Source organism: Saccharophagus sp. K07, assembly GCF_014336955.1.
In the GTDB taxonomy this organism is placed as follows: domain Bacteria; phylum Pseudomonadota; class Gammaproteobacteria; order Pseudomonadales; family Cellvibrionaceae; genus UBA5868.
The window spans coordinates 22,138-44,165 of sequence record NZ_QRAI01000001.1; the positions used below are offsets into that span (position 1 = coordinate 22,138).

Below are 22,028 nucleotides of genomic sequence, written 5' to 3' on the forward strand. Positions count from 1 at the left end.
GGCTGATGAAAGCCACACTGGAAAAATACATCGCTCCCGCAATTGTCAGCGTTGGTCTTCACGGTGCTGTATTGGCGTTTTTGTTTTTTGGTTTCAGTCCCGAACCGGTGAAAACCGAAATCAAAACCCCCAATTTTGTGCGGGCGCAGTTAGTCACGCTAGAAGATAAGAGCAAAACGCAAAAGCCAGCGGACAAGCCGCAGGTGGTGGATTTGACGCAGAAGCGCAAGGAGCAGGAGCGCCAGAAACAGCTGGCGGAGCAGAAAAAACAGCAAGAGTTGAAACGCCAGGAAGAGGCGAAAAAGAAAGCTGAAGCTGAACAGAAAAAGAAAGCTGAAGCAGAGCAGAAAAAGAAGGAGCAGGAGAAAAAAGCGCGCGAGGCGGAAGCCCAGCGTAAAAAAGAAGAGGCTGATCGCAAGGCCAAAGCGGAAGCGGAAAAACAGCGGCAAGAGCAGCAGCGCAAGCGTGAGCAGCAGGCATTTGAAGAAGCCCTGGCTCGAGAAGAAGCGCTTCTGGCGGAACAGTCCTACGCTGTCACCGCGCAAAGTTATATGAGCGTTATAGCGCAACGCGTTATTCAAAATTGGAGCCGACCGCCGTCTGCGCGCAATGGCATGCAATGTATTTTATTGATTCGCCTGGTGCCAACCGGTCGGGTAGTGAGTGTTGACGTACTGAAAAGCAGTGGCAATGCAGCGTTTGATTTGTCGGCTGTGCAGGCGGTCAAGAAAGTAGAGCAATTTGACGAAGTCAAAGAAATGCCGTCACAGGTATTCGAGCGACACTATCGTGAATTTGAATTGAATTTTAATCCGCAGGATTTGAGACAGTGAGATTTGTTTGGATTGTTGGCTTGTTAATCAGCGTGTTGGCCAGTCCGGCGATGGCCCGATTGACCATCGAAATCACCTCCGGAATGGATAATCCCACTCCCATTGCCATAGTGCCCTTTGGCGGGGCGCAGGGCTTGTCGGAAGATATTCAGGACATCGTCTCTGCCGATCTGTTGCGCAGCGGCTTTTTCCGTCCGATCCCCAAAACCGATATGTTGGCCATGCCGAAAACCCAGGCGGAAGTGTTTTACCGCGATTGGCGTATGCTCGGCGCTTCCTACCTGGTGATAGGACAAATGACCAACACGGCGGGTCGATACCAACTGCAATTTGAACTCTATGATGTACTGTCGCAGCGCAAGGTATTTCAAAAACAAGTGGCAGGGAATGACAGCCAATTGCGCGATATTGCGCACGCGGTAAGCGATGCTGTTTATGAAGCTATTACCGGTATTCGCGGCGCATTCAGCACCAAGATTCTCTATGTGGAAGATTTGAAACGCCCGGGACCGGGTCGTTATAGATTGATTTACGCCGATGCTGACGGCGCTCGCGACCGAGTGCTTTTTTCTTCCAGCGAGCCGTTGCTGTCACCCGCTTGGTCTAACGATCTTTCCAAAGTTGCCTATGTTTCCTTTGAAACATCTCGACCGGCGATTTTTATTCAGGAGTTGGCCACCGGTAAGCGCACCCAAATGACCAATTTCACTGGCTTGAACGGCGCGCCGGCCTGGTCGCCGGATGATCGGTCATTGGCGCTGGTTTTGTCGAAAGATGGCAATCCGGAGCTCTATACTTTGGAAATCGCTACTCGCCAGTTGCGTCGTGTCACTGATCATTTTGCCATCGACACAGAACCGAATTGGACGCAGGACGGCCGCTCCCTGATCTTTACTTCCAATAGGGGAGGCAGCCCGCAGATTTATCAGGTGAGCCTGGCTACCGGTCGGGTTGAGAGACTGACGTTTGAAGGGGATTACAACGCGCGTCCGCGTTTGTCACCCGATGGCAAAACTTTGATCATGGTTCATCGTAGAGATGGCATTTTCCACATCGCTTCCCAGGATTTGAAAACTGGTAACATGCGCATTCTTACGGAAACATGGTTAGATGAATCACCGAGCATCGCGCCAAACGGGGCTATGTTACTATATGCTACGCAGCACCAGAATAAGGGTGTATTGGCCGCGGTCTCCATGGATGCAGGTGTGAAGTTTCGCCTACCGTCGAAACAGGGGGATGTACGGGAACCGGCTTGGTCTCCGTTTGCTAAATAATTTATCGAGTTGTTTCTTATTTATTTCATGCTCACTTGGGAGTTACAAAAAATGTTGAAGTCAATTAAGTCTTTCGCTGTGTTGGCCGTGGTAATGGGGTTGATGGTAGGCTGCTCAAGCAACAAACCAGTTGAACAAGATCCAAATGCTGGTTCTGTTAGCACTGATACTTCTGGTGTTGGCGTTCAGTCCAGCGGTGTGGACGTCGATGGCGGTGAAGATTCCATTGCTGATCTGGCGACTGTGTTCTACTTCGAATTCGATTCAGCAGTGTTGCTGCCTGAAGCTCGCGCAGCTTTGATCGCTCACGCTGAATATGCTCGCAACTCAAGCCGCTCTGTTCGTCTGGAAGGTCACGCTGACGAGCGCGGTTCACGCGAATACAACATGGCTCTGGGTGAGCGTCGTGCTAATGCCGTGCGCGACTTCCTGGTACTCCAAGGTGTCAGCAGCTCCAGCATTGAAACTGTCAGCTACGGTGAAGAGCGTCCTGCAGTTTCTGGCAGCGGCGAGTCTTCCTGGTCTAAAAACCGTCGTGTAGAACTGTTCTATCGATAAGCTTTAAATGCTGAAACATATGCTAACCGCCATCCTCGTGATGGCGGTTCCTTTCGCGAACGCACAAGTTCAAATCATCGACTCCCAACCTATTGGGGGACGAGTTTCATCCCCACAACCGCGTTCCGCACCAGCACCCGCCGATGCTGCCGCTCAGGCAGAGATCTTTTTCCAAATCCAAGCGTTGCAGCAGGAAGTACTCGAATTGCGCGGATTGGTTGAGCAGCAGTCGTTCGAACTGCGTCAATTGAAACAGCAGCGAATGGATGATTATCTGGATTTGGATCGCCGTTTGAGTCAGTTGTCGGGAAGTGCGCCGTCTCAGCCCGTCGTACCGTCAGCATCGACCTCCCGGTCGCTGGATGTTGCGCGAGAGACCGCTGCAGAGCTTCCGGTAGCGGATGGCGCCCAGGCCAATGAATTAGCCGCGTATCGCACTGCCATAGACCTGGTGTTGAAGCAGCGGGATTTCGACGGTGGTTCTGCCGCGCTTCAGCAATATCTCAAGGATTTTCCGGCTGGTCATTACGCGGGGAATTCGCTTTACTGGTTGGGTCAGATCAGTTTGCAAAAAAATGATTCGCAGCAGTCAAAACGCTGGTTTCAGCAGTTGATTGATCAACACCCCAATCATCAAAAGACGCCTGAGGCCAAATTCAAATTGGCAAAGCTCTATTTCGAAGAAGGGCAGCTGGAGCGAGCCAAAAAAATGCTGCAAGAGGTTGCTAGTACCAATTCAGCCGCAGCAGGTTTGGCAAAAGATTTTCTGCAGCAAAACTTTTAAGCACGCCGGTTGTTCGCAATTCGCGCATTTGATTTTATGGGCGCGAATTGCGCGTTCTCTTTTTTTCTTTTCACTCTGCAACTCAAAATTGGCTTAGCATTGCGCGCGAGTGAGAGCTCGCAAATTTCCAGCGTTAAACGTAATTTTTTCTCTGGCTGTGAAAAAAATACCTAGCCAAAAATCAGTATTGCCTTTGGCAAAAAATTGGCATTGTTTTGGATTCAGTTGCTCTCGCGAAACGAAGGGATAAATTGGCCGAGATCAAACCCTAGAAGTTGGCATGAGATAAGCTAGACTTGTTCCTTTAGGAATTCTCTCAATAATTAAAACCGACCATTGGTGGTGAATCTATGAACAACTTAGATAAGTTGTTTTATTGGCGTGGAATAGCTGACGAATATTACAACTATCGAGGGGAGAGAGTTTTTGTTTCGCTGGAAAATCGTCAACGTTTGCTGCAGGCAATGGGAGTTAACGTTGACTCCCCCGAAGCCATAGCAGAGCAGGCATATGCTCTTGATATAGAGCCGTGGCGCACGTGGTTTCCACCAATGTTAATGACTGAGGTCGGGGGCAACGCGCACTTCACGATCAATTTACCGCCATCTCATTTACCCCATAAATTTCACTACGAAATCTTTTTAGAGTCCGGTGGCACCCGAAGTGGTGAGTTTGTCGCAGCGGATTGCCCAGAGGTCGGTGATTACCTTTATGAGGGCACGCGATATTCTCGACGCGCCATTGGAGTGCACGAGGTGCCAATCGGCTATCACCGTCTGCGCGTCATCATGGTGTCGGATTCCGGTGCGTCCATGGAAACGCAGTTCGTAGTGGTGCCGTCTCAGGCTTATACCCCGGAATGGGTGACTGAGGAAAAGCATCCCTGGGGAATCATCGTCCAGTTGTACACATTGCGCTCTGCCCGCAACTGGGGAATCGGCGATTTTACCGATCTGAAATTATTGATTACTGAAGCCGCTGCGGCGGGCGCCGATATGATCGGGCTGAATCCTCTGCATGCGCTGCGGATTCCGGTGGAAAATCACTGCAGTCCTTACAGCCCGTCTGATCGACGCTTTCTCAATCCGCTCTATATAGATCCGGAAGTCGAACCCGAATACCAAAAGAAACCCGGTGATATGCTGCCAATCTTGGTTCGTCTGCGCGCCCAGGACAAGGTGCCTTACGCCGCCGTCTACAGCACCAAAATGTCGGTATTTCGGGAAATGTACGCGGTGTTTGTCGCCAATGAGCTGGACAAAAAATCGCCCAGAGCGCAGAAATTTCTCGAGTTTGTCGCGAAGGCAGGACCTACCCTGCAGGACTTTTGTCTCTACCAGGTTCTGGCCGAAGCAACCGGTCAGCAGATCGATCAACTGAGTGCTGAAGAAAAAGAAAGCGCCCGCAGCCGTTACGCGGAGCAGATTCAATTCCATGCTTATCTGCAGTGGCTGGCGGACGCGCAACTCGAAGCCTGCCAGCGCCTTGCCCACGACAAAGGTATGAAAGTCGGTTTGATGCGCGATCTGGCGGTGGGCGCGGATGGCGGCGGCGCTGAAGTAACGACTAATCTGCATTTATTTTGCCGCTCGGCGGCGGTGGGTGCTCCGCCGGATCCGCTGGCGGAAAAAGGGCAAAATTGGGGGCTGCCGCCAATGGACCCAGCGACCTTGCGGGCTACGGGGTTTGCGCATTTTATTAACTTGTTGCGGACCAATATGGCCCATTGCGGCGCCTTGCGAATTGACCACGCCATGGCGCTGATGCGGTTGTGGTGGTGTCCACCGGGGCAAACTGCGGACTACGGTGCGTATATTTATTACCCGTTCAAAGAAATGCTCGGCCTCCTTAAGTTAGAGAGCGTACGCAATCAATGCGTCGTAATCGGTGAGGATATGGGGGTGGTGCCGCAAGAGTTTCGCGAAGCTTTGATCAACGCGAATATTTTCACTAACAAGTTGTTTTATTTTGAAAAACTGCACGACGGTCAATTCCGTCCGCCAGAGCAATACGAACCGCATTCACTGGCGATGCTGACAAATCACGACGTGCCCACCATCGCGAGTTGGTGGATCGGTTCCGATCTGCAGTTGCGCGCGAAGCTGAATTTGTTAGAGGACGGTGTTGGTTACGAGGAAGTGTCGGTGCAGCGGGATATGGAAAAACTGCGCCTGTTGGAGTGGCTGGCCAACTTGGGATTGGTGAAACGCGAGGAATTCGCGGAATTGCTCGCCGGACCCATGACGCAGGCTTTTGCCGCGACGCTCTTGCACGGCGTCAGCAAATGCAGCTCGCAGCTGTTTGTCGTGCAACTGGAGGACCTGGAGTTGCTGGAAGATCCGGTCAATGTGCCAGGCACCAGTTATCAATACCCCAATTGGCAGCGCAAGCTGGCGGTGCCGTTGGAAATGTTATTTTCCGAAGAGCGTGTGCAATCTCTGTTGCGCGCGATTGCCATGGAGCGAAGTTAAACGCTCCTTTCAGATTAACCAACACCCGGATAGCTGAAATACTGAACGCGTTCCGGCGCGATGCTGGGAAGGTGTCCTGGATCCTTTCCGGGTGATAAGAACGATAAGGAAAACACATTGTGATAAACGACTTGGCTTTGCTTTCTCCTGCACAAGTTGATTCCCTGATTTATTCCGATTGCGAGGATATTTTTGGCCTGTTGGGCCTGCACGAGTGGGGACCAGGCCAATATGTGTTGCGGGTGTTTTTGCCCGGCGCCAATGCAGTGGATGTGATTGAAGCTTCTGGCGATGGCGTGCTCGGCACCTTACACGAAGTCCGCGACGGTATTTTTGTTGGTTTGATCGAGGCGGAATCGCGTTTCCCCTATCGCTTACGTGTGACCTATGGTGAACATGTGGTGGTGCGCGAAGATCCTTATCGATTCGGCAGCACTATTGGTGAATTGGATATCTATCTTTTCGGCGAAGGCCGTCATGAGCGTCTGTACGATTGGTTGGGTGCGCATGTAATGGAAGTGGATGGCGTGCCCGGCGTGCGCTTTTGCGTTTGGGCCCCCAACGCCCGCCGAGTGTCAGTGGTGGGCGATTTCAATTTCTGGGATGGCCGCCAGCACATGATGCGCAAGCATATCCCCAGTGGCGTGTGGGAGATTTTTATTCCCCATCTCACTGCCGGTACGCTCTACAAATACGAAATCAAAAATCGTGACGGCCATTTGTTACCGCACAAGTCCGACCCCGTGGGATTCGCCGCGGAGCGCCCGCCGCGCACCGCATCCAAAGTGGTGGATACCCGCGATTATCGCTGGGGCGACGAGCAGTGGATGACCAATCGCCGTCATCAATCGGCCTTGGATCGCCCGATTTCCATTTACGAAGTGCACTTGGGGTCGTGGCGCCGCAATCCGGAAAATCCGGAGGAATATCTCACCTACCGTGAATTGGTGGAGCAACTGATTCCTTACGTGCAGAGCATGGGATTTACCCATGTGCAGCTGATGCCGGTCAGTGAATATCCCTTTGACGGCTCCTGGGGTTATCAGCCCGTCGGCTTGTACGCGCCGACTTCCCGTTTTGGTGATCCGCAGGATTTCATGTATTTCGTCGACCGCTGCCACCAAGCGGGTCTCGGCGTGTTGATCGATTGGGTGCCCGGGCATTTCCCCTCTGATGGCCACGGGTTGGCGCGGTTTGACGGCACACCTTTGTATGAGCACGCCGACGACCGTCAGGGGTTCCATCCGGACTGGAACACTTACATCTACAACTACGGTCGCCACGAAGTCGCAAATTTCCTGTATTCCAACGCGCTCTACTGGCTGGATCGTTTCCATGTGGACGGCCTGCGCGTCGATGCGGTGGCCTCCATGTTGTATCTGGATTACAGCCGCAAACAGGGCGAGTGGATTCCCAATGCCTACGGCGGCCGGGAGAATCTGGAAGCCATTGATCTGCTCAGACGTGTGAACCAGAAAGTCTACGAGCGTTTTCCAGACATCATGATGATCGCCGAAGAATCCACTGCCTGGCCGGGGGTGTCGCATCCGGTGCACGTGGGCGGGCTTGGTTTTGGTTACAAGTGGAATATGGGCTGGATGAACGACAGCCTGCGCTATATGTCCTACGACCCCATTTACCGCCAGTATCACCACCACGATCTGACGTTCAGCCTGCTGTACGCTTTCAACGAAAACTTTATTCTCCCGCTCAGCCACGACGAAGTGGTGCACGGCAAGCGTTCGCTGCTCGATAAGATGCCAGGAACGGGAGAGCAAAAATTCGCCAATCTGCGCGCGTATTTCACCTATATGTGGACGCACCCTGGGAAAAAACTGCTCTTTATGGGCGGCGAGTTTGCGCAGGGCAAAGAGTGGAATCACAATGTCAGCCTGGATTGGCATTTGCTGGACATCCACCTGCATCAAGGTGTGCAGCGTTTAGTTCAGGATCTCAATCGGCTCTATCGTGAATACCCAGCATTGCATTATCACGACTGCGATCCGAAGGGCTTTGAGTGGATCGACGCGGACGATAGCCACAACTCCGTGTTTGCTTATATGCGCAAGGCCGAAGGCTCCGCTCCCGTCGTGATCGTTACCAATATGACGCCGGTTCTACGCAGCGGCTATCGCATGGGAGTACCGGCGCCCGGTTACTATCGCGAACTGCTCAATACCGACGCAAAAATTTACGGCGGCGAAGATCGTGGCAATGCCGGTGGCTGTTTAGCCGAAGCAGTGGAAAGCCACGGCCGGCAGTGGTCGATAAGCCTCACCTTACCGCCGCTGGCAACGCTGGTGTTCGTGCTCGAGTAGAATTTCCAGTCAACTTATTCCGTCTTGTGTATGCGAGACAACGCGCCCGCGTCGCGGGCGCGCTAAATGCGAGGTGATTTAGCGACACTATGTCGTCTACCGTAACTACTTATAACGTCAGAGAAGGGGTGGCATATCCGCTCGGCGCCACGCCTATGGAAGGTGGCGTCAACTTCGCGCTCTTTTCCCGACACGCGCAAAAAGTCGAGCTTTGTCTATTTGATGAAACTGGACAGCGGGAGATTGCCCGTTTGACGCTTCCCGGCTCGACCGACCACGTCTGGCATGGTTGGGTCGAGGGGTTGGAGCCAGGTGCTTTGTACGGCTACAGAGTCCACGGATTGTTCCAACCACAAAACGGCCACCGCTTTAATCCCCACAAACTTTTATTAGATCCCTACGCCAAAGCCATACACGGCAAATTTGTCTGGTGCGATGAGCACTACGGCTACAACCTCAAAGATCCCAGTTTAGATTTTTCCTTCGATCGCTCCGACAACGCCGCACAAATGCCCAAGGCAGTGGTGGTCGCCCCGGGGCAGCCGCCAGAGCCCTTGGCCAAGCCGGTGCCCTGGACAGATACACTGATTTACGAGTTGCACGTCAAAGGTTTTACCAAGCTCAACGAGCTCTTGCCAGAGAATCTGCGCGGGACTTACGCGGGTTTGGGCAGCGAACCTGTTGTGCGCTATTTGCAAGAGCTGGGAATTACCAGCGTTGAACTGTTACCCGTCCACTTTTTTGTCGACGAGCATTTTCTGATCAAACGTAACCTGGTGAATTACTGGGGTTATAACACGCTCAATTTTTTCACGCCCCATCCGGCTTATGCGGCTACAGACGATCCGGTTGCCGAGTTCAAGCAGATGGTGACGAACCTGCACGCCGCAGGAATCGAGGTATTGCTGGATGTGGTTTACAACCACACGGCGGAAGGCAATCACTTGGGGCCGACCTTAAGTTTTCGCGGCATTGATAATTGCAGCTATTACTGCCTGCTGAGCCAGGACCCGCGCTTTTATGTGAACGACACCGGTTGCGGCAATACCTTCAACGTCAAACATCCGCGCGTGCTGCAAATGGTGATGGACAGCTTGCGTTACTGGGCGACGGAAATGGGAGTGGACGGTTTTCGTTTCGACTTGGCGTCGGTACTTGGACGCGAGGCTCACGGCTTTGATTCACAAGGCGGTTTTTTTGATGTGATCCGCCAGGATCCGGTGCTGAATACGAAAAAACTGATCGCCGAACCTTGGGATATAGGGCCAGGCGGTTATCAGCTTGGCCACTTTCCTCCCGGCTGGGCCGAGTGGAATGACCGCTACCGCGACACGGTGCGGCGCTACTGGCGCGGCGATCAGGGCATGCTGCCGGAATTCGCGCGGCGAATTCACGGCTCCAGTGACCTGTTTGAATACTCTGGTCGCAAGCCTTACAGCACCATTAATTTTGTCACCAGTCACGACGGTTTTACGCTGCGGGATTTGGTGAGCTACAGTCAACGTCATAACCACGCGAATAAAGAACAGAATAACGACGGTCACCACGCGAATTTCAGTCACAATTTTGGTGTAGAAGGTCCGACGCAAAATGAGCGCATCGATGCTCTGCGCATGCGTCAGCAGCGCAATTTTTTAGCGACTCTGTTATTGAGCCAAGGCACTCCCATGTTACTGGCAGGAGACGAACTGAGCCGGACTCAGCAGGGCAATAACAACGCCTACTGCCAGGATAACGACATCAACTGGCTCAACTGGTCCGCGCTGCAACAGCAGCAGTGGAATTTGCGCGAATTCGTGCGCAACGTCATTCGTGTGCGCCGGGAATTTCATCTGTTGCGCAGCCCGTTTTTTATTCACAAACCGGAAGAGCAGGTGACCAAGGCGGGGTACAACATTCACTGGTTGAACCGCGATGGCGTTCCCATGAAAGACGAAGAATGGTCGCGCCCAGATGAGGTGTGCCTGGGCTGGATGCTGGAGTCGGTAGTCAATTCCCGCTGTGTGCACTGTTTATTGAGCTTGTTCAATGCTGGCGATAAAGCATCGAGCTTCCGTTTGCCACCCGGTTGGTATTGGGTTGCGTTGTTGGATACCGCGGCCACCGATGGTTTGCCAGTGGAGCGATACGTAGAACTGGAAAACGAACTGGTGGTGGAAGAAAAATCCATGATGGTGTTGTATGGCTTATCCAGCCAGTGCGATTGGCAGACAGACCCTCTGTTGGTCGGCAATCCCGATACGTCCAAACCTTAAAGGAATCGCCCTGACCTGAAGCCTCAAGTCGGGCAAAGACAAGAACCGTCTTGCAAAATAATTCGGCAAATAAAAAGAAAAACAGTAGATAAAAAGAAAAACAAAAGTCGCGCTGATGTTTGTGCGTGGCATATCCGCGAATCTTTGTGCATCTAGAGGAACTATGGCGATGATTTCGGTAAAAACCCCCGTCCCGGCAGGCACAGATTCTGCGCAGCTGGTGACGGAGCTGCAAAAGCACTACAACATTACGCTCGGCCGCTTTGAATGCGAGCAAATCCCCAGTTATTTGTTGCTGGCGCTGTCGCTGACGGTGCGCGATCGCTTGATCGAGCGCTGGCGCGAGACGCGGTTGCAGGAAATTCAGAATAATCCGAAGCGGGTGTTTTATTTATCGCTGGAATTTTTGTTGGGACGCACGCTCAGCAATGCAGTGATGAATCTGCAGACGGAAAATGAAGTCGCCGAAGCTCTGCGCTATTACGGCACCAGCCTGGAAGAATTGCGCCAGAACGAACTCGATGCCGGATTGGGCAACGGCGGTTTGGGGCGCTTGGCGGCCTGTTTCCTCGACAGTTGTGCAACGCTCGGTCTGCCGGTTACCGGCTACGGCATCCGCTACGAATACGGCATGTTTCATCAGCGGATTGAGCAGGGCCGCCAAGTGGAATATCCGGACCACTGGTTGCGCGAAGGCAATCCCTGGGAACTGGAACGACCTGAACTGACCAAGCGGGTGAAGTTTTACGGTCACACCGAGTTTTACATCAACGATCGCGGGCGCAAATGCGCGCGTTGGTCCGGTACCAACGATGTGCTCGCGGTGCCCTACGATGTGCCGATTCCCGGCTACGGCAATGGCGTAGTAAATACTCTGCGTTTGTGGCGGGCGGCGGCGACGGACGAGTTTGATCTGGAAGAATTTAACGCGGGTGATTACACCGAGGCAGTGGCGGCGAAAAACCGAGCCGAGCAGATCACCATGGTGCTCTATCCCAATGACGCCAGCGAAAACGGTAAAGAGCTGCGTCTGCGCCAACAATATTTTCTCGCTTCCGCGAGTTTGCAGGATGTATTGGCAGACTGGGTACATTTCCACGGGGAAAATTTTGGTGAGTTCGCCAATAAACATGTTTTTCAATTAAATGACACGCACCCGACGCTGGCAGTCGCGGAATTGATGCGCCTGTTGCTGGATGATTATTTGTTGGAGTGGGACGTCGCTTGGCGCATTACCACGTCCACAATGGCGTACACCAACCACACCTTATTGCCGGAAGCTTTGGAAAAATGGCCGGTGCGTCTGATGCGCGAATTATTGCCGCGCCTGCTCGATATCATCTACGAAATCAACGCGCGCTTCCTCGCTGAAGTTGCTTTGCGCTGGCCGGGCGATACCCAACGGCAACAGCGTATGTCGCTGATCGAAGAAGGCAATGATCCCCATGTGCGTATGGCGTATTTGGGTATTGTCGGCAGCTTCTCCGTTAATGGAGTGGCAGCGCTGCATTCCAATTTGTTGAAGCGCGGATTATTCAAAGATTTCTTTGAACTCTGGCCGGAAAAATTCAATAACAAAACCAATGGTGTAACACCGCGGCGTTGGTTGGCGCACAGCAATCGCAAACTGGCTGAACTTATAACAGAGGCCGTGGGCGATGGTTGGCAGACCGATCTGGAAAAAATCAGTCATTTAAAAGATTTTGTAAATGACAGCGCCTTCTGCGAGCGTTGGTTCCAGATCAAACAACACAATAAAGCGGCACTTGCTGAATTGGTCCACAGAGAATGTGGCGTGTGTTTTGATACTGGCCACATGTTCGATGTGCAGGTAAAACGTATCCACGAATATAAACGCCAGTTGCTGAATGTTCTGCATATTATTCATTTGTATGACCGTATTAAACGCGGTGATGCGGTGAAAATGAAACCTCGCTGCGTGCTGATCGGAGGCAAAGCGGCTCCGGGTTATGCAATGGCGAAACTCATCATTAAACTGATCAACAATGTGGCGGCGGTGATCAACGCAGACACTTCCGTAAAACATTTATTGCAGGTGGTATTTCTGCCGAATTATCGTGTGTCCAGCATGGAAATTATTTGCCCGGGGACGGATCTTTCCGAACAGATTTCCACCGCGGGGAAAGAGGCATCCGGCACTGGCAATATGAAATTCATGATGAACGGTGCTGTGACCATTGGCACATACGACGGCGCCAATATTGAAATATTGGAGGCTGCAGGCGGAGAGAATTTCTTTTTATTTGGTTTGCGGGTGGAAGATATTCCGGCCTATCGCGCGGCTCACAAGCCCAATCAAATCATCGAACACGATGAAGATTTAAAACGGGTGATGCAGTTGCTGGAGTGCGGTCACTTCAGTTTGTTTGAACCCGGTATTTTTGACCCTATAGTTGCAGCCATACGCCGGGATGACGACCCGTGGATGGTGGCAGCGGATTTTCGCAGTTATGTGGAAGCACAGAGAAAAGCCGCGGAAATGTATCAGGATCGTGCAGCTTGGACGCGCATGAGTATTTTAAACGCGGCGGCGAGTGGACGGTTTTCCAGTGACCGTACCATCCGGGAATATGCCCGTGATATTTGGCAGATAATTTGAATCACCCATAACGTTAATTTTTGAAATTGAGTAGGTCTGCAATGGATAAACCCCTGGAACACCCAAATCCGCGATTTGTCAGCCGCCTCACCAGAGACACGCTTGCGTTGATTCTGGCCGGCGGGCGCGGTAGCCGTCTTTACGAACTCACCGACTGGCGCGCCAAACCCGCGCTCTATTTCGGTGGAAAATTCCGCATTATCGATTTCCCGCTTTCCAACTGCATTAATTCGGGCATTCGCCGCGTCGGTGTTTTGACCCAATATAAAGCGCACTCCTTGATCCGCCATATCCAAGTGGGCTGGAGTCATTTCAAACGTGAACTGGGTGAATATGTTGAAGTATTGCCGGCGAGCCAGCGCAATTCTCCCAACTGGTATCAAGGCACTGCAGACGCGCTGTATCAGAACGTCGATATTATTCGAGCAGCCAATCCGAAATATGTGATGGTGCTTTCCGGAGACCACGTTTATCAAATGGATTACGGCAATATTCTCGCCTATCACGTCGAGAGCAAAGCCAAGCTGACCGTTTCCTGTATCGAAGTTCCGGTGGAAGAAGCGGCGGGTGCATTTGGTGTAATGACGGTGGACGACAACAACCGGGTTCTGCGTTTCGACGAAAAACCGGCCAACCCGACGCCTGTTCCGGGTAATCCGAACTTGTGTCTTGCCTCCATGGGCAACTATATTTTCGACACCGAATTTCTGTTGGATCTCTTGGAAAAAGATGCAACGAAAGAAGGTTCGGATCACGATTTTGGTAAAGACATTATTCCGTCAATTATCGACAGCGGCGACGTATACGCTTTCCGTTTTCGCGATCAGCGCGGCAATCAGGCCTACTGGCGCGATGTGGGAACGCTGGATGCGTTTTGGGAAGCCAATATGGAATTGGTATCGCCCACACCTTCATTGAACCTGTACGACCACCAGTGGCCGATCTGGACTTATCAAACTCAATTGCCACCGGCGAAATTCGTGTTCGATGACGATGGCCGACGCGGTTATGCGGTGGACTCCATGGTATCCGGCGGCTGCATTATTTCCGGCGGTACAGTGCGTAAATCGCTGCTGTTCTCCGACGTGCGCGTGCACTCCTACACCTTGATTGAAGAATCCGTGTTGTTGCCGGAAGTGCAGGTGCACCGTTACGCCAAGGTGAAACGAGCCATTATCGATCGCGCCTGTGAAATTCCGCGCGGCATGGAAATTGGTGTCGATCACGAGCAGGACAAAGCCCGCGGCTTCCGCGTCACCAAGAAGGGCATTACCCTGGTGACTCGCGAAATGCTCGGTCAACGCGGCGGCGCCCGTTATTGATCAAATCGGCTTAAACTGTATAGCGATGGGAACCTCTATAGGTTCCCTTTTTTGTGCTCCGCCACAGCCAAACGGCTCATAAAAAAGGCGGCACAGCGAAACAGAAGCAAATAGTAAGGTGCGATAGTGACAAAAAGAATTCTGATGGTGGCAGCGGAAAATGATGCGCTGCCCAACGCCAAAGTTGGCGGCATCGGCGATGTGGTGCGAGATTTACCCAAAGCTTTGGCTGAGCAGGGTTGTGTCGTTCATGTGGTCGTCCCTTCATATGGTTTTTTACATCGCGGCGCGGCGCAGCAAGTCGCATCCTTTCCGGTTTTGTTCGGCAATGCCATTGAACAGGTTACCTTGTTCCGTTGGAGCCAATTGCAAGAGGGGCAGGATGTTGATGCGCCGGGCGTGCATCAGTGGGTGCTCGACCATCCGGGTTTTTATCCCTGCGGTCCAGGACAGATTTATTGCAATGATCCCAATAACCGGCCATTTGCCTCGGACGCTGGTAAATTCGCGTTATTTTGTGCGGCTGTCGGCCAGGCGATTTTGAACGAGTCTTTTGGCCCTCTGGATATTCTCCATTTGCACGATTGGCACGCGGCTGTGCTGGCGGTGTTGCGGGAATACGATCCGCACTATGCGCGTCTGAAATCCTCCCGCGTGGTCTATTCCATCCACAATTTATCGCTGCAAGGCATTCGTCCCTTGGCGGGCGACCCGTCCTCACTGGAAAGCTGGTTTCCGCGGTTGGAGTACGATCAGGCAGTGATTTGCGATCCACGGGTGACTCACTGCTTTAACCCTATGCGCGCCGCCATCGCCTTGAGCGACAAGGTTCACGCGGTATCGCCCACCTATGCGGAAGAAATTCAGCGTCCGAGCCAAGTGGCGCAGCATATTTACGGTGGAGAAGGGCTGGAAACTGATTTGGTCGCAGCGGCCAAGCAGCAGCGTCTCCTGGGCATTCTCAACGGTTGTGAATATCCCAAGGATGCCGAGTACCCGCGGTTTAACAAAGCCCGTTTGTCCGCGCTTATCGACGAAACTCTGTTGCATTGGGTGATCAAAAGCCCGGCCGTATTAAGCGTGCATTGGGTGGCGCGGGAGCGTTTGCAGCAGTGGACCAACAGGCGTGAGCGCGGTTTGCTGTTGACGTCCGTGGGACGGGTGACCGAACAGAAGGTGCGTTTGTTGCGTCACAAGGTGCAATATCAGGGACGCGAACTGCCGGTTTTGCGCCATTTGCTGAATCAGCTCGGTGATAAAGGCGTGTTTATTCTGCTCGGCAGTGGCGATGCGGATTACGAAAAATTCCTGCTGGAAACCAGCGCCTATTGCCCGAATTTTATTTTCCTGCGCGGCTATTCCAACGAGCTTGCCCAGGCACTCTATGCCTCCGGCGATCTGTTCCTGATGCCCAGCTCGTTTGAGCCCTGCGGAATCAGCCAGATGCTGGCCATGCGCGCCGGTCAACCCTGTCTGGTGCACGGGGTCGGCGGTCTCAACGATACGGTGATCGACGGGGTGAGCGGCTTTGTTTTTCGCGGTAATGACGGCGATGAGCAAGGTCAACAGTTGCTCGACCGTTTTGCGGAAATACTCGCGCTCCACGACGAGAATCCCAAAAAGCTGCAATCCATCGCCAAGGGTGCTGCCAAAGCGCGTTTTACCTGGGAGGCAGTAGCCAAGGAGTACTTGGAAAAACTCTATTAAGGAAAAACGCCAGTGGGAGAAAAAGGGACGCTACTGCAACAACTGTCCGGCGGCGATCGGCGCTCCATAGGCGCGGCCAAAGAGGCGGCGCAGCAGGTGTTGCAGAAACCGGAGCTATTGGCGGAATTATTCGAAGGAATGACCTCCGCAGATCCGGTACTGCGTATGTGCTGTGCGGATGTGGCAGAAAAGGTGACGGCACACCATCCCGAGTGGTTGGCACCGTACAAAAAGATTCTGCTGGGGGAATTGAGTCACAGCGAGCAGCAAGAAGTACGCTGGCATGTGGCGCCAATGCTGATTCGCCTGCCGCTGAGCAAACGCGAAGAAGGTGAGGTGCTGCATATTTTGCTGGACTACACCCAGGATAAAAGCAGCATAGTGAAAACCATGGCCATGCAGGCCATGGCCGATCTCGGACTGGGTAGTGATCAGGCGGAATTACGGCAGAAAGTGGTTCACCACATAGAGGATCTGACCGCTGTAGGAACGCCCGCTATGCGGGCGCGCGGTAAAAAAACTGCTGGCGAAACTCGCTAAGTACTACCCTTAAAAGCGTTGCCTGCTGAATTAAGCAGGTTTAGAAGGCGATGCAGGTTTGGCGGCTGCGGCATTTTCCTTGCGGCGTGCAGCAGCGCAGAGCAGCCAGAGCGTGAACAGGGGAATCAACAACGGGAAAAGGTAGGGATGCAACACGCTGACGACGATCAAACTCATCAACGCCAGTGCGCCCAAAAGTATCAGTCCCCATCCCGATGTAATCATGTAAGTAATAACCAGTGCGGCGCCAAAAATAATTGTAGCCGCTGCCAGCGTGTTCATTCCGGTCGCCAGGGATTTTAAGGGTGCGCCGATTTGCGCAGTGTTGATGCTCATCGCCGGGGCCAGCATAAACCAAGCGAATATGAGAATAGCGACATAAATAATAAAGCGAATGGGCTTTTTCACCTTGATTCTCCTCGATGCATTGGCGCCTGAGGCGCTCGATTTCTGATTTAAAAAACGCAACCAGCAATCAATTAACTGCTTTACTGCGCGTTTGTTACAAACTGCTAAACCCTTGCTGAAAACCTTGCCGCAAAAAGACCAGATTTATGTCGCACATCAGGCGCCATACAGCAAATAAGTGGCCGCAAACAAACAATCAGTGATAAGTGAAAAACCAGACATCGGGCCAGTCGTACTGCGATATCACGCCGGCGATTTTTATTATTAGTTAACAAGTATAGCTATGTCTGGAAATTTGGCTGCACTAGAGAAACTGCATTTTGTCCCGGGGCAACCAGAGCCTCGGCATTTAACCACCGACACACAACGGAAGCAAGCCGGGCTGCGCCTTGATGATTTTTTGATCATCTTGCGTTGCTTATTCAAGCGACTTTTTCACGCGACCTGATCATATTTCAGGAAAGAGAAGGGGAATACTGTGGGGAAGGACACAGACCGGGTGAATAATTTTTACGCGGTCGATGGCGTCAACCGCAAATCTATGGCGTTTTATTGGGCTCGTCTAAAGGGATCGTGGAAAAAATTAAATGCGACCTTTTTGCAGAACGCTCACCGCCAAGGTCGCAGCCGATGTTCGATTTTCAACACCGATTTTTTTAAACAGTTGTTCCAAATGTTTATTGACGGTGCGGGGGCTGAGTTCGAGGATCTGGGCAATTTCCCGATTGGTCTTGCCCCGCGCTACCCATAAAAGCACTTCGGCTTCACGCTGAGTAACGCCGAAATGATTTTTCAGCAAACCACTTTCTTCGGGCTGCTCATCGCTGATCAAGCGCAAAAGAAATTCGTTGTTGCTGGCAGTACCGACTAGCACCCATTTCAATGTTGTGCCGGCGGCATCCACTTGTAATTGTCCGCCCTCGGGTGGATTGTGTTTTAGCCATTGTGCAAAATGACTCTCCAGGTGCAGTGTTTCCCAACCACCTGGAGATATTTTGTCGAGGTAGTGATTAACCTGTGGTGTTGCCCAGCATAATTCGCCGCGTTTATTGACGGCGCATAAATTCTGCCCGGTGCTGTCCAACGCCGCCTGTGCGCTGCGTGTGGCGCGCGCATTATTTAAATGCACACGAATACGTGCAATTAATTCCAGCGGATTAATGGGCTTGGTTACATAATCCACCCCGCCTGCAGAAAATCCTTTAACAATATTGTCGGTATCAGCAAGGCCGGTCATAAAAATCACGGGAATATTTTTTAATTCCAAATCGCGTTTGAGGTTTTCGCAGGTTTCAAAACCGTCCATATTCGGCATGACAGCGTCGAGCAAAATAACGTCGGGGGTCATTTTGCGGGCGATATTCAAAGCCTGGCGGCCTTCCAGCGCGACCAGAGTGGTCATGCCCGCCTGTTCCAAGGCGTCATTAAGCATGCCCAGGGTTTCCGGAGAATCATCCACGACCAGAACCAGATCATGGGAATTTGAAGTGTTCATAAGGTACATCTCAGTAAACCACGATCCAACATTACAGTGATTGAGAAAAAGTCGGTGTTCCTTGTACGGAACGAACCGTGTCGATCAAATCATCGAGATTGACTTGGTCCAAACAATTGCGAAAACGCTGAATCATCTGCGCGCTCGCGCCGTTTTCTTCTTCCAGTCGGTTGACCAGATCGCGTATTTTCCCTAAGGCGCCGACCTCGGCCCAGCCGATCATTTCTTCCAGAATTTCATCCGAGGGAAGTTTTTCGCCACCATAGGAGGAAAAAGAAAACATATCCGTCATGCGCTGCTGATGATCCCAGGTCAAATTCAAATGCTGGCCCAATTTTTCCAACAGACTGTCCAAGCGAATGGGTTTAATCAAATAATCGTCATACGCCGGTTTTGATTCTGCTGGCGGTGCGTCTTCGTTGGCGTTGGCCGAAACCATAATAATTGGCTGGCGATAATTCAGACTGCGCAGTTTTCGCGCCAATTCCGGCCCGTTTATGCCGGGCATACGCCGGTCGATCAAAAAGGCATCCGGCGAAAATATTTTCAAAACGCTTAAGCACGATTCTGCATCCGGTGCTTCCACCACGGTAAATCCGAGTGGGGCCAAGAGATCGTGCATCAAACCGCGATGGGCCGGGTCGTCATCCACAATCAACAGCGAACGCTTCTGTCCCATATAGCCGTAGATTTTTTCCTTCACCACTTCCGACGGCATCTGATAAACATGGGCGAGCATCAGCCACACAGAAAAGGTAACGCCGCCGTTGGGATTGGCGGTGACCACTAGATCGCCGCCCATAATATCGACCAGCAATTTGGTAATGGTGAGGCCGAGACCGGTGCCGCTGACCACCGGCGCGCCGGGCAGGCGAATGCGCTCGAAGGGTTTAAAAATCCGCTCCAGTTCATTTTCTGGAATGCCGACGCCGGTATCGCGCACACGAATTTCCGCTACCTGATTGCGATAACGAATGCTCAATTCCACTTCGCCCTTGGGGGTGAATTTCACCGCGTTGGACAAAAGATTGATCAGAATCTGGCGCACGCGTTTTTCATCGCCCTGAACCAAGTCCGGCAGCGGGGTGGTGCGCAGATAGCGGAAATTCAGACCTTTACCTTCCGCCTGCAGGCGAAACATGTCGACGATCTGGTTCATCATCGCATTGAGATTAAAAATGTCCTTTTGAATTTCCAGACGACCGGCTTCGATTTTGGAAATATCCAACAAGCCCTCGATCAAATCCGTCAGGTGTTCCGCGCTGCGCTGAATCACCTTGATTTGATGCTTTTTGTGTTTGGGAATCTGATCGTCGTGATCGAGCAATTGTGCATAACCGAGAATCGCATTGAGCGGCGTGCGTAGTTCGTGGCTAAGACCCGTGAGGTAACGGCTTTTGGCATTGTTGGCCGCTTCAGCGGTTTCTTTGGCTTGTTGCAAGGCGAGGTCGGTTTTTTTGTGCGCCTCGATTTCCTCTGCCAGCAGGCGATTCTGTCGCTGCGATTCTTCTTCCGCGACCAAGCGGCTTTCATGGGCGAGTACAAACAGCCAGGAAATAACCCCTGCGACAATCATCAGAATAAAAAACACTTTCCACAGAGTGCGCGACAGAAATTCATTCGCGCCCGGAATATCCGTAATCGAATTGGTGTAAATCAACGAGAGCAGAATGCCGGTGACGCCGGTGACCAGAATCAGCAGCGTTAAAAAATTCACCAGACGGATATTGATATAGTCGCCCAATTTCTCCGGGAACACTCGCTGCAAACTGCGGGTAAAAATTTCGCTGAAACTATCGTGCGTTTTGCAAGCGTCGCGACAGCGTGAATCCAGCGAACAACACAGCGAACAGATCGACCCGTTATACGCCGGGCAAAATGCCATATCCTGGCGTTCGTAGGTATTTTCACAAATGGAACAGCGAATGGTTGCATCGCTGCTGATAATGGATGCCGGGCGCGCTATATAAAAACGCCCGCGCGTAATCAATGCAATCGTCGGCGCAAGAATGCAGGCGCAAGCCAAAGCAATAAAGTGTGCAAGGGCTTGGGCGTAAGCGCCGAACATGCCGAGGTAAGCGAGAATTCCCACCAGCGACGCCGCCAACATGGCTCCCACGCCGACTGGATTAATATCGTAGAGATGCGCGCGTTTGAATTCGATGTAATTCGGGCTGAGTCCAAGAGGTTTGTTGATAACCAGATCCGCAACCAATGTTCCCACCCAAGCAACGGCCACTATGGCGTAAACGCTCAGAGTTTTCTCAAACGCGTGATAGACCCCTAACTCCATCAACAATAAGGCAATGCACACATTGAAGATCAACCAGACAACACGGCCGGGATGACTGTGGGTAAGGCGGGAGAAAAAATTCGACCAAGCAATAGAGCCCGCGTAAGCATTAGTCACATTAATTTTTAGTTGCGACAAAATGACAAACACCCCGGCCAATAAAAGTGCAGCGTTAGGAGATTGGGTGAGATAGGAAAACGCAATGGTGTACATGGCAGTGGGATCCGCCGCATCCATCATGGACATGCCATGGGACAAGGCGAGAAATGCCAGAAAGGAGCCCGCGAGCAATTTCAGCATGCCGATCACAATCCAGCCCGGTCCTCCGGCCAGCATGGCAAGCCACCAGCGATAGCGATTGTCTGAATTTTTTTCCGGCAGAAAACGCAGAAAGTCGACTTGCTCGCCAATCTGTGCCACCAGTGCAAACATCACCGACGCTGCTGCACCAAACAGCAAAAGGCTAAATCCTGTCTCACTGTTTTGGTGCGCGGGTGGAAGGGCAGCCCAATCTTCGAGCATGGAAAAATCGGAAATAAAAATCACCAGCAGCGGCAGGATTTGCAGCGTCAACCACAGCGGCTGGCTCCACAATTGAAAGCGGCTGATAAAGGTAATGCCGTGAAATACCATGGGAATCACAATCACCGAAGAGATGACATAGCCCCAAGCCAGTGGCAAACCGGTGAGCAATTCCAACGCTTTGGCCATAATGGCCGCTTCCAGCGCGAAAAAAATAAACGTAAAAGAGGCGTAAATCAGCGAGGTTGCAGTAGAGCCTATATAACCAAAGCCTGCCCCACGGGTGAGCAGATCAATATCCACGCCGTAACGACTGGCGTAATAACAGATGGGCACGCTGGCAAGAAAAATCAGCGCACTGACCACCACTATAGCGCTGACGGCATTCAGAGTGCCGTAGTTCAGCGTAATAGCCCCGCCAATGGCTTCCAACGCCAAAAAAGAAATCGCTCCCAACGCCGTATTGGCGACTTTGGTCAAGGACCATTTGCGCGAACCGTTGGCGGTAAAGCGCAAGGCGTAGTCTTCCAGGGTTTGGTTGTTCACCCACTGGTTATAACTTCTGCGGATACGAAAAATATGCTGAATGGCCGCCATAAAATTTCTCAAAAAATGACACATTGCT

14 protein-coding genes are annotated in these 22,028 nt (G+C 52.1%); 11 read left to right on the forward strand and 3 right to left on the reverse strand.

What is annotated here, in order from left to right; genetic code table 11:
- Positions 1-5: 5 nt before the first annotated feature.
- The 11 genes from tolA (at position 6) to DWB84_RS00175 (ending at position 16,685) form a co-directional block, all read left to right on the forward strand.
- Positions 6-833, forward strand: coding sequence for a cell envelope integrity protein TolA (gene tolA, locus DWB84_RS00125; RefSeq protein ID WP_187407742.1), 828 nt, complete (start codon positions 6-8; stop codon positions 831-833).
- Positions 830-2,110 carry a Tol-Pal system beta propeller repeat protein TolB gene (gene tolB / locus DWB84_RS00130; RefSeq protein WP_187407743.1) on the forward strand — a complete coding sequence of 427 codons (1,281 nt, stop codon included), beginning with the start codon at positions 830-832 and terminating at the stop codon, positions 2,108-2,110. Before tolA ends, tolB begins: the two co-directional genes overlap by 4 nt.
- 51 nt (positions 2,111-2,161) lie before the next feature.
- Positions 2,162-2,668 carry a peptidoglycan-associated lipoprotein Pal gene (gene pal, locus DWB84_RS00135; protein ID WP_187407744.1) on the forward strand — a complete coding sequence of 169 codons (507 nt, stop codon included), beginning with the start codon at positions 2,162-2,164 and terminating at the stop codon, positions 2,666-2,668.
- 19 nt (positions 2,669-2,687) lie between these two features.
- On the forward strand, positions 2,688-3,452 hold the full coding sequence (locus DWB84_RS00140) for a YbgF trimerization domain-containing protein (RefSeq protein ID WP_187407745.1): 765 nt from the start codon (positions 2,688-2,690) through the stop codon (positions 3,450-3,452).
- A 350-nt stretch (positions 3,453-3,802) separates the two neighbouring features.
- Complete coding sequence (malQ, locus tag DWB84_RS00145) at positions 3,803-5,923, forward strand: 4-alpha-glucanotransferase (RefSeq protein WP_187407746.1); 2,121 nt, start codon at positions 3,803-3,805, stop codon at positions 5,921-5,923.
- A gap of 131 nt (positions 5,924-6,054) precedes the next feature.
- Positions 6,055-8,241 (forward strand): 1,4-alpha-glucan branching protein GlgB, encoded by a 2,187-nt coding sequence (gene glgB, locus DWB84_RS00150; RefSeq protein WP_187408883.1) that lies wholly within the window; start codon positions 6,055-6,057, stop codon positions 8,239-8,241.
- An 89-nt stretch (positions 8,242-8,330) separates the two neighbouring features.
- Complete coding sequence (glgX, locus tag DWB84_RS00155; protein WP_187407747.1) at positions 8,331-10,496, forward strand: glycogen debranching protein GlgX; 2,166 nt, start codon at positions 8,331-8,333, stop codon at positions 10,494-10,496.
- A gap of 169 nt (positions 10,497-10,665) precedes the next feature.
- A complete protein-coding gene (locus DWB84_RS00160) occupies positions 10,666-13,116 on the forward strand; it encodes a glycogen/starch/alpha-glucan phosphorylase (RefSeq protein ID WP_255428761.1) in 2,451 nt (816 codons plus the stop codon).
- A 53-nt stretch (positions 13,117-13,169) separates the two neighbouring features.
- Positions 13,170-14,438, forward strand: a complete 1,269-nt coding sequence (gene glgC, locus DWB84_RS00165) for a glucose-1-phosphate adenylyltransferase (protein WP_222868024.1) — start codon at positions 13,170-13,172, stop codon at positions 14,436-14,438.
- A 126-nt stretch (positions 14,439-14,564) separates the two neighbouring features.
- Positions 14,565-16,145, forward strand: coding sequence for a glycogen synthase (locus DWB84_RS00170; protein ID WP_370589626.1), 1,581 nt, complete (start codon positions 14,565-14,567; stop codon positions 16,143-16,145).
- Between the two features lie 12 nt (positions 16,146-16,157).
- Positions 16,158-16,685 carry a hypothetical protein gene (locus tag DWB84_RS00175; protein WP_187407750.1) on the forward strand — a complete coding sequence of 176 codons (528 nt, stop codon included), beginning with the start codon at positions 16,158-16,160 and terminating at the stop codon, positions 16,683-16,685.
- 30 nt (positions 16,686-16,715) lie between these two features.
- On the opposite strand, the gene DWB84_RS00180 is transcribed toward DWB84_RS00175, so the two are convergent.
- The 3 genes from DWB84_RS00180 to DWB84_RS00190 all read right to left on the reverse strand — a co-directional run bounded on the left by DWB84_RS00180 (position 16,716) and on the right by DWB84_RS00190 (position 22,000).
- Complete coding sequence (locus DWB84_RS00180; RefSeq protein ID WP_187407751.1) at positions 16,716-17,093, reverse strand: hypothetical protein; 378 nt, start codon at positions 17,091-17,093, stop codon at positions 16,716-16,718.
- 583 nt (positions 17,094-17,676) lie between these two features.
- Positions 17,677-18,588, reverse strand: coding sequence for a response regulator transcription factor (locus DWB84_RS00185; protein WP_187407752.1), 912 nt, complete (start codon positions 18,586-18,588; stop codon positions 17,677-17,679).
- Positions 18,589-18,619: 31 nt separating this feature from the next.
- A complete protein-coding gene (locus DWB84_RS00190; RefSeq protein ID WP_187407753.1) occupies positions 18,620-22,000 on the reverse strand; it encodes an ATP-binding protein in 3,381 nt (1,126 codons plus the stop codon).
- Positions 22,001-22,028: the final 28 nt, after the last annotated feature.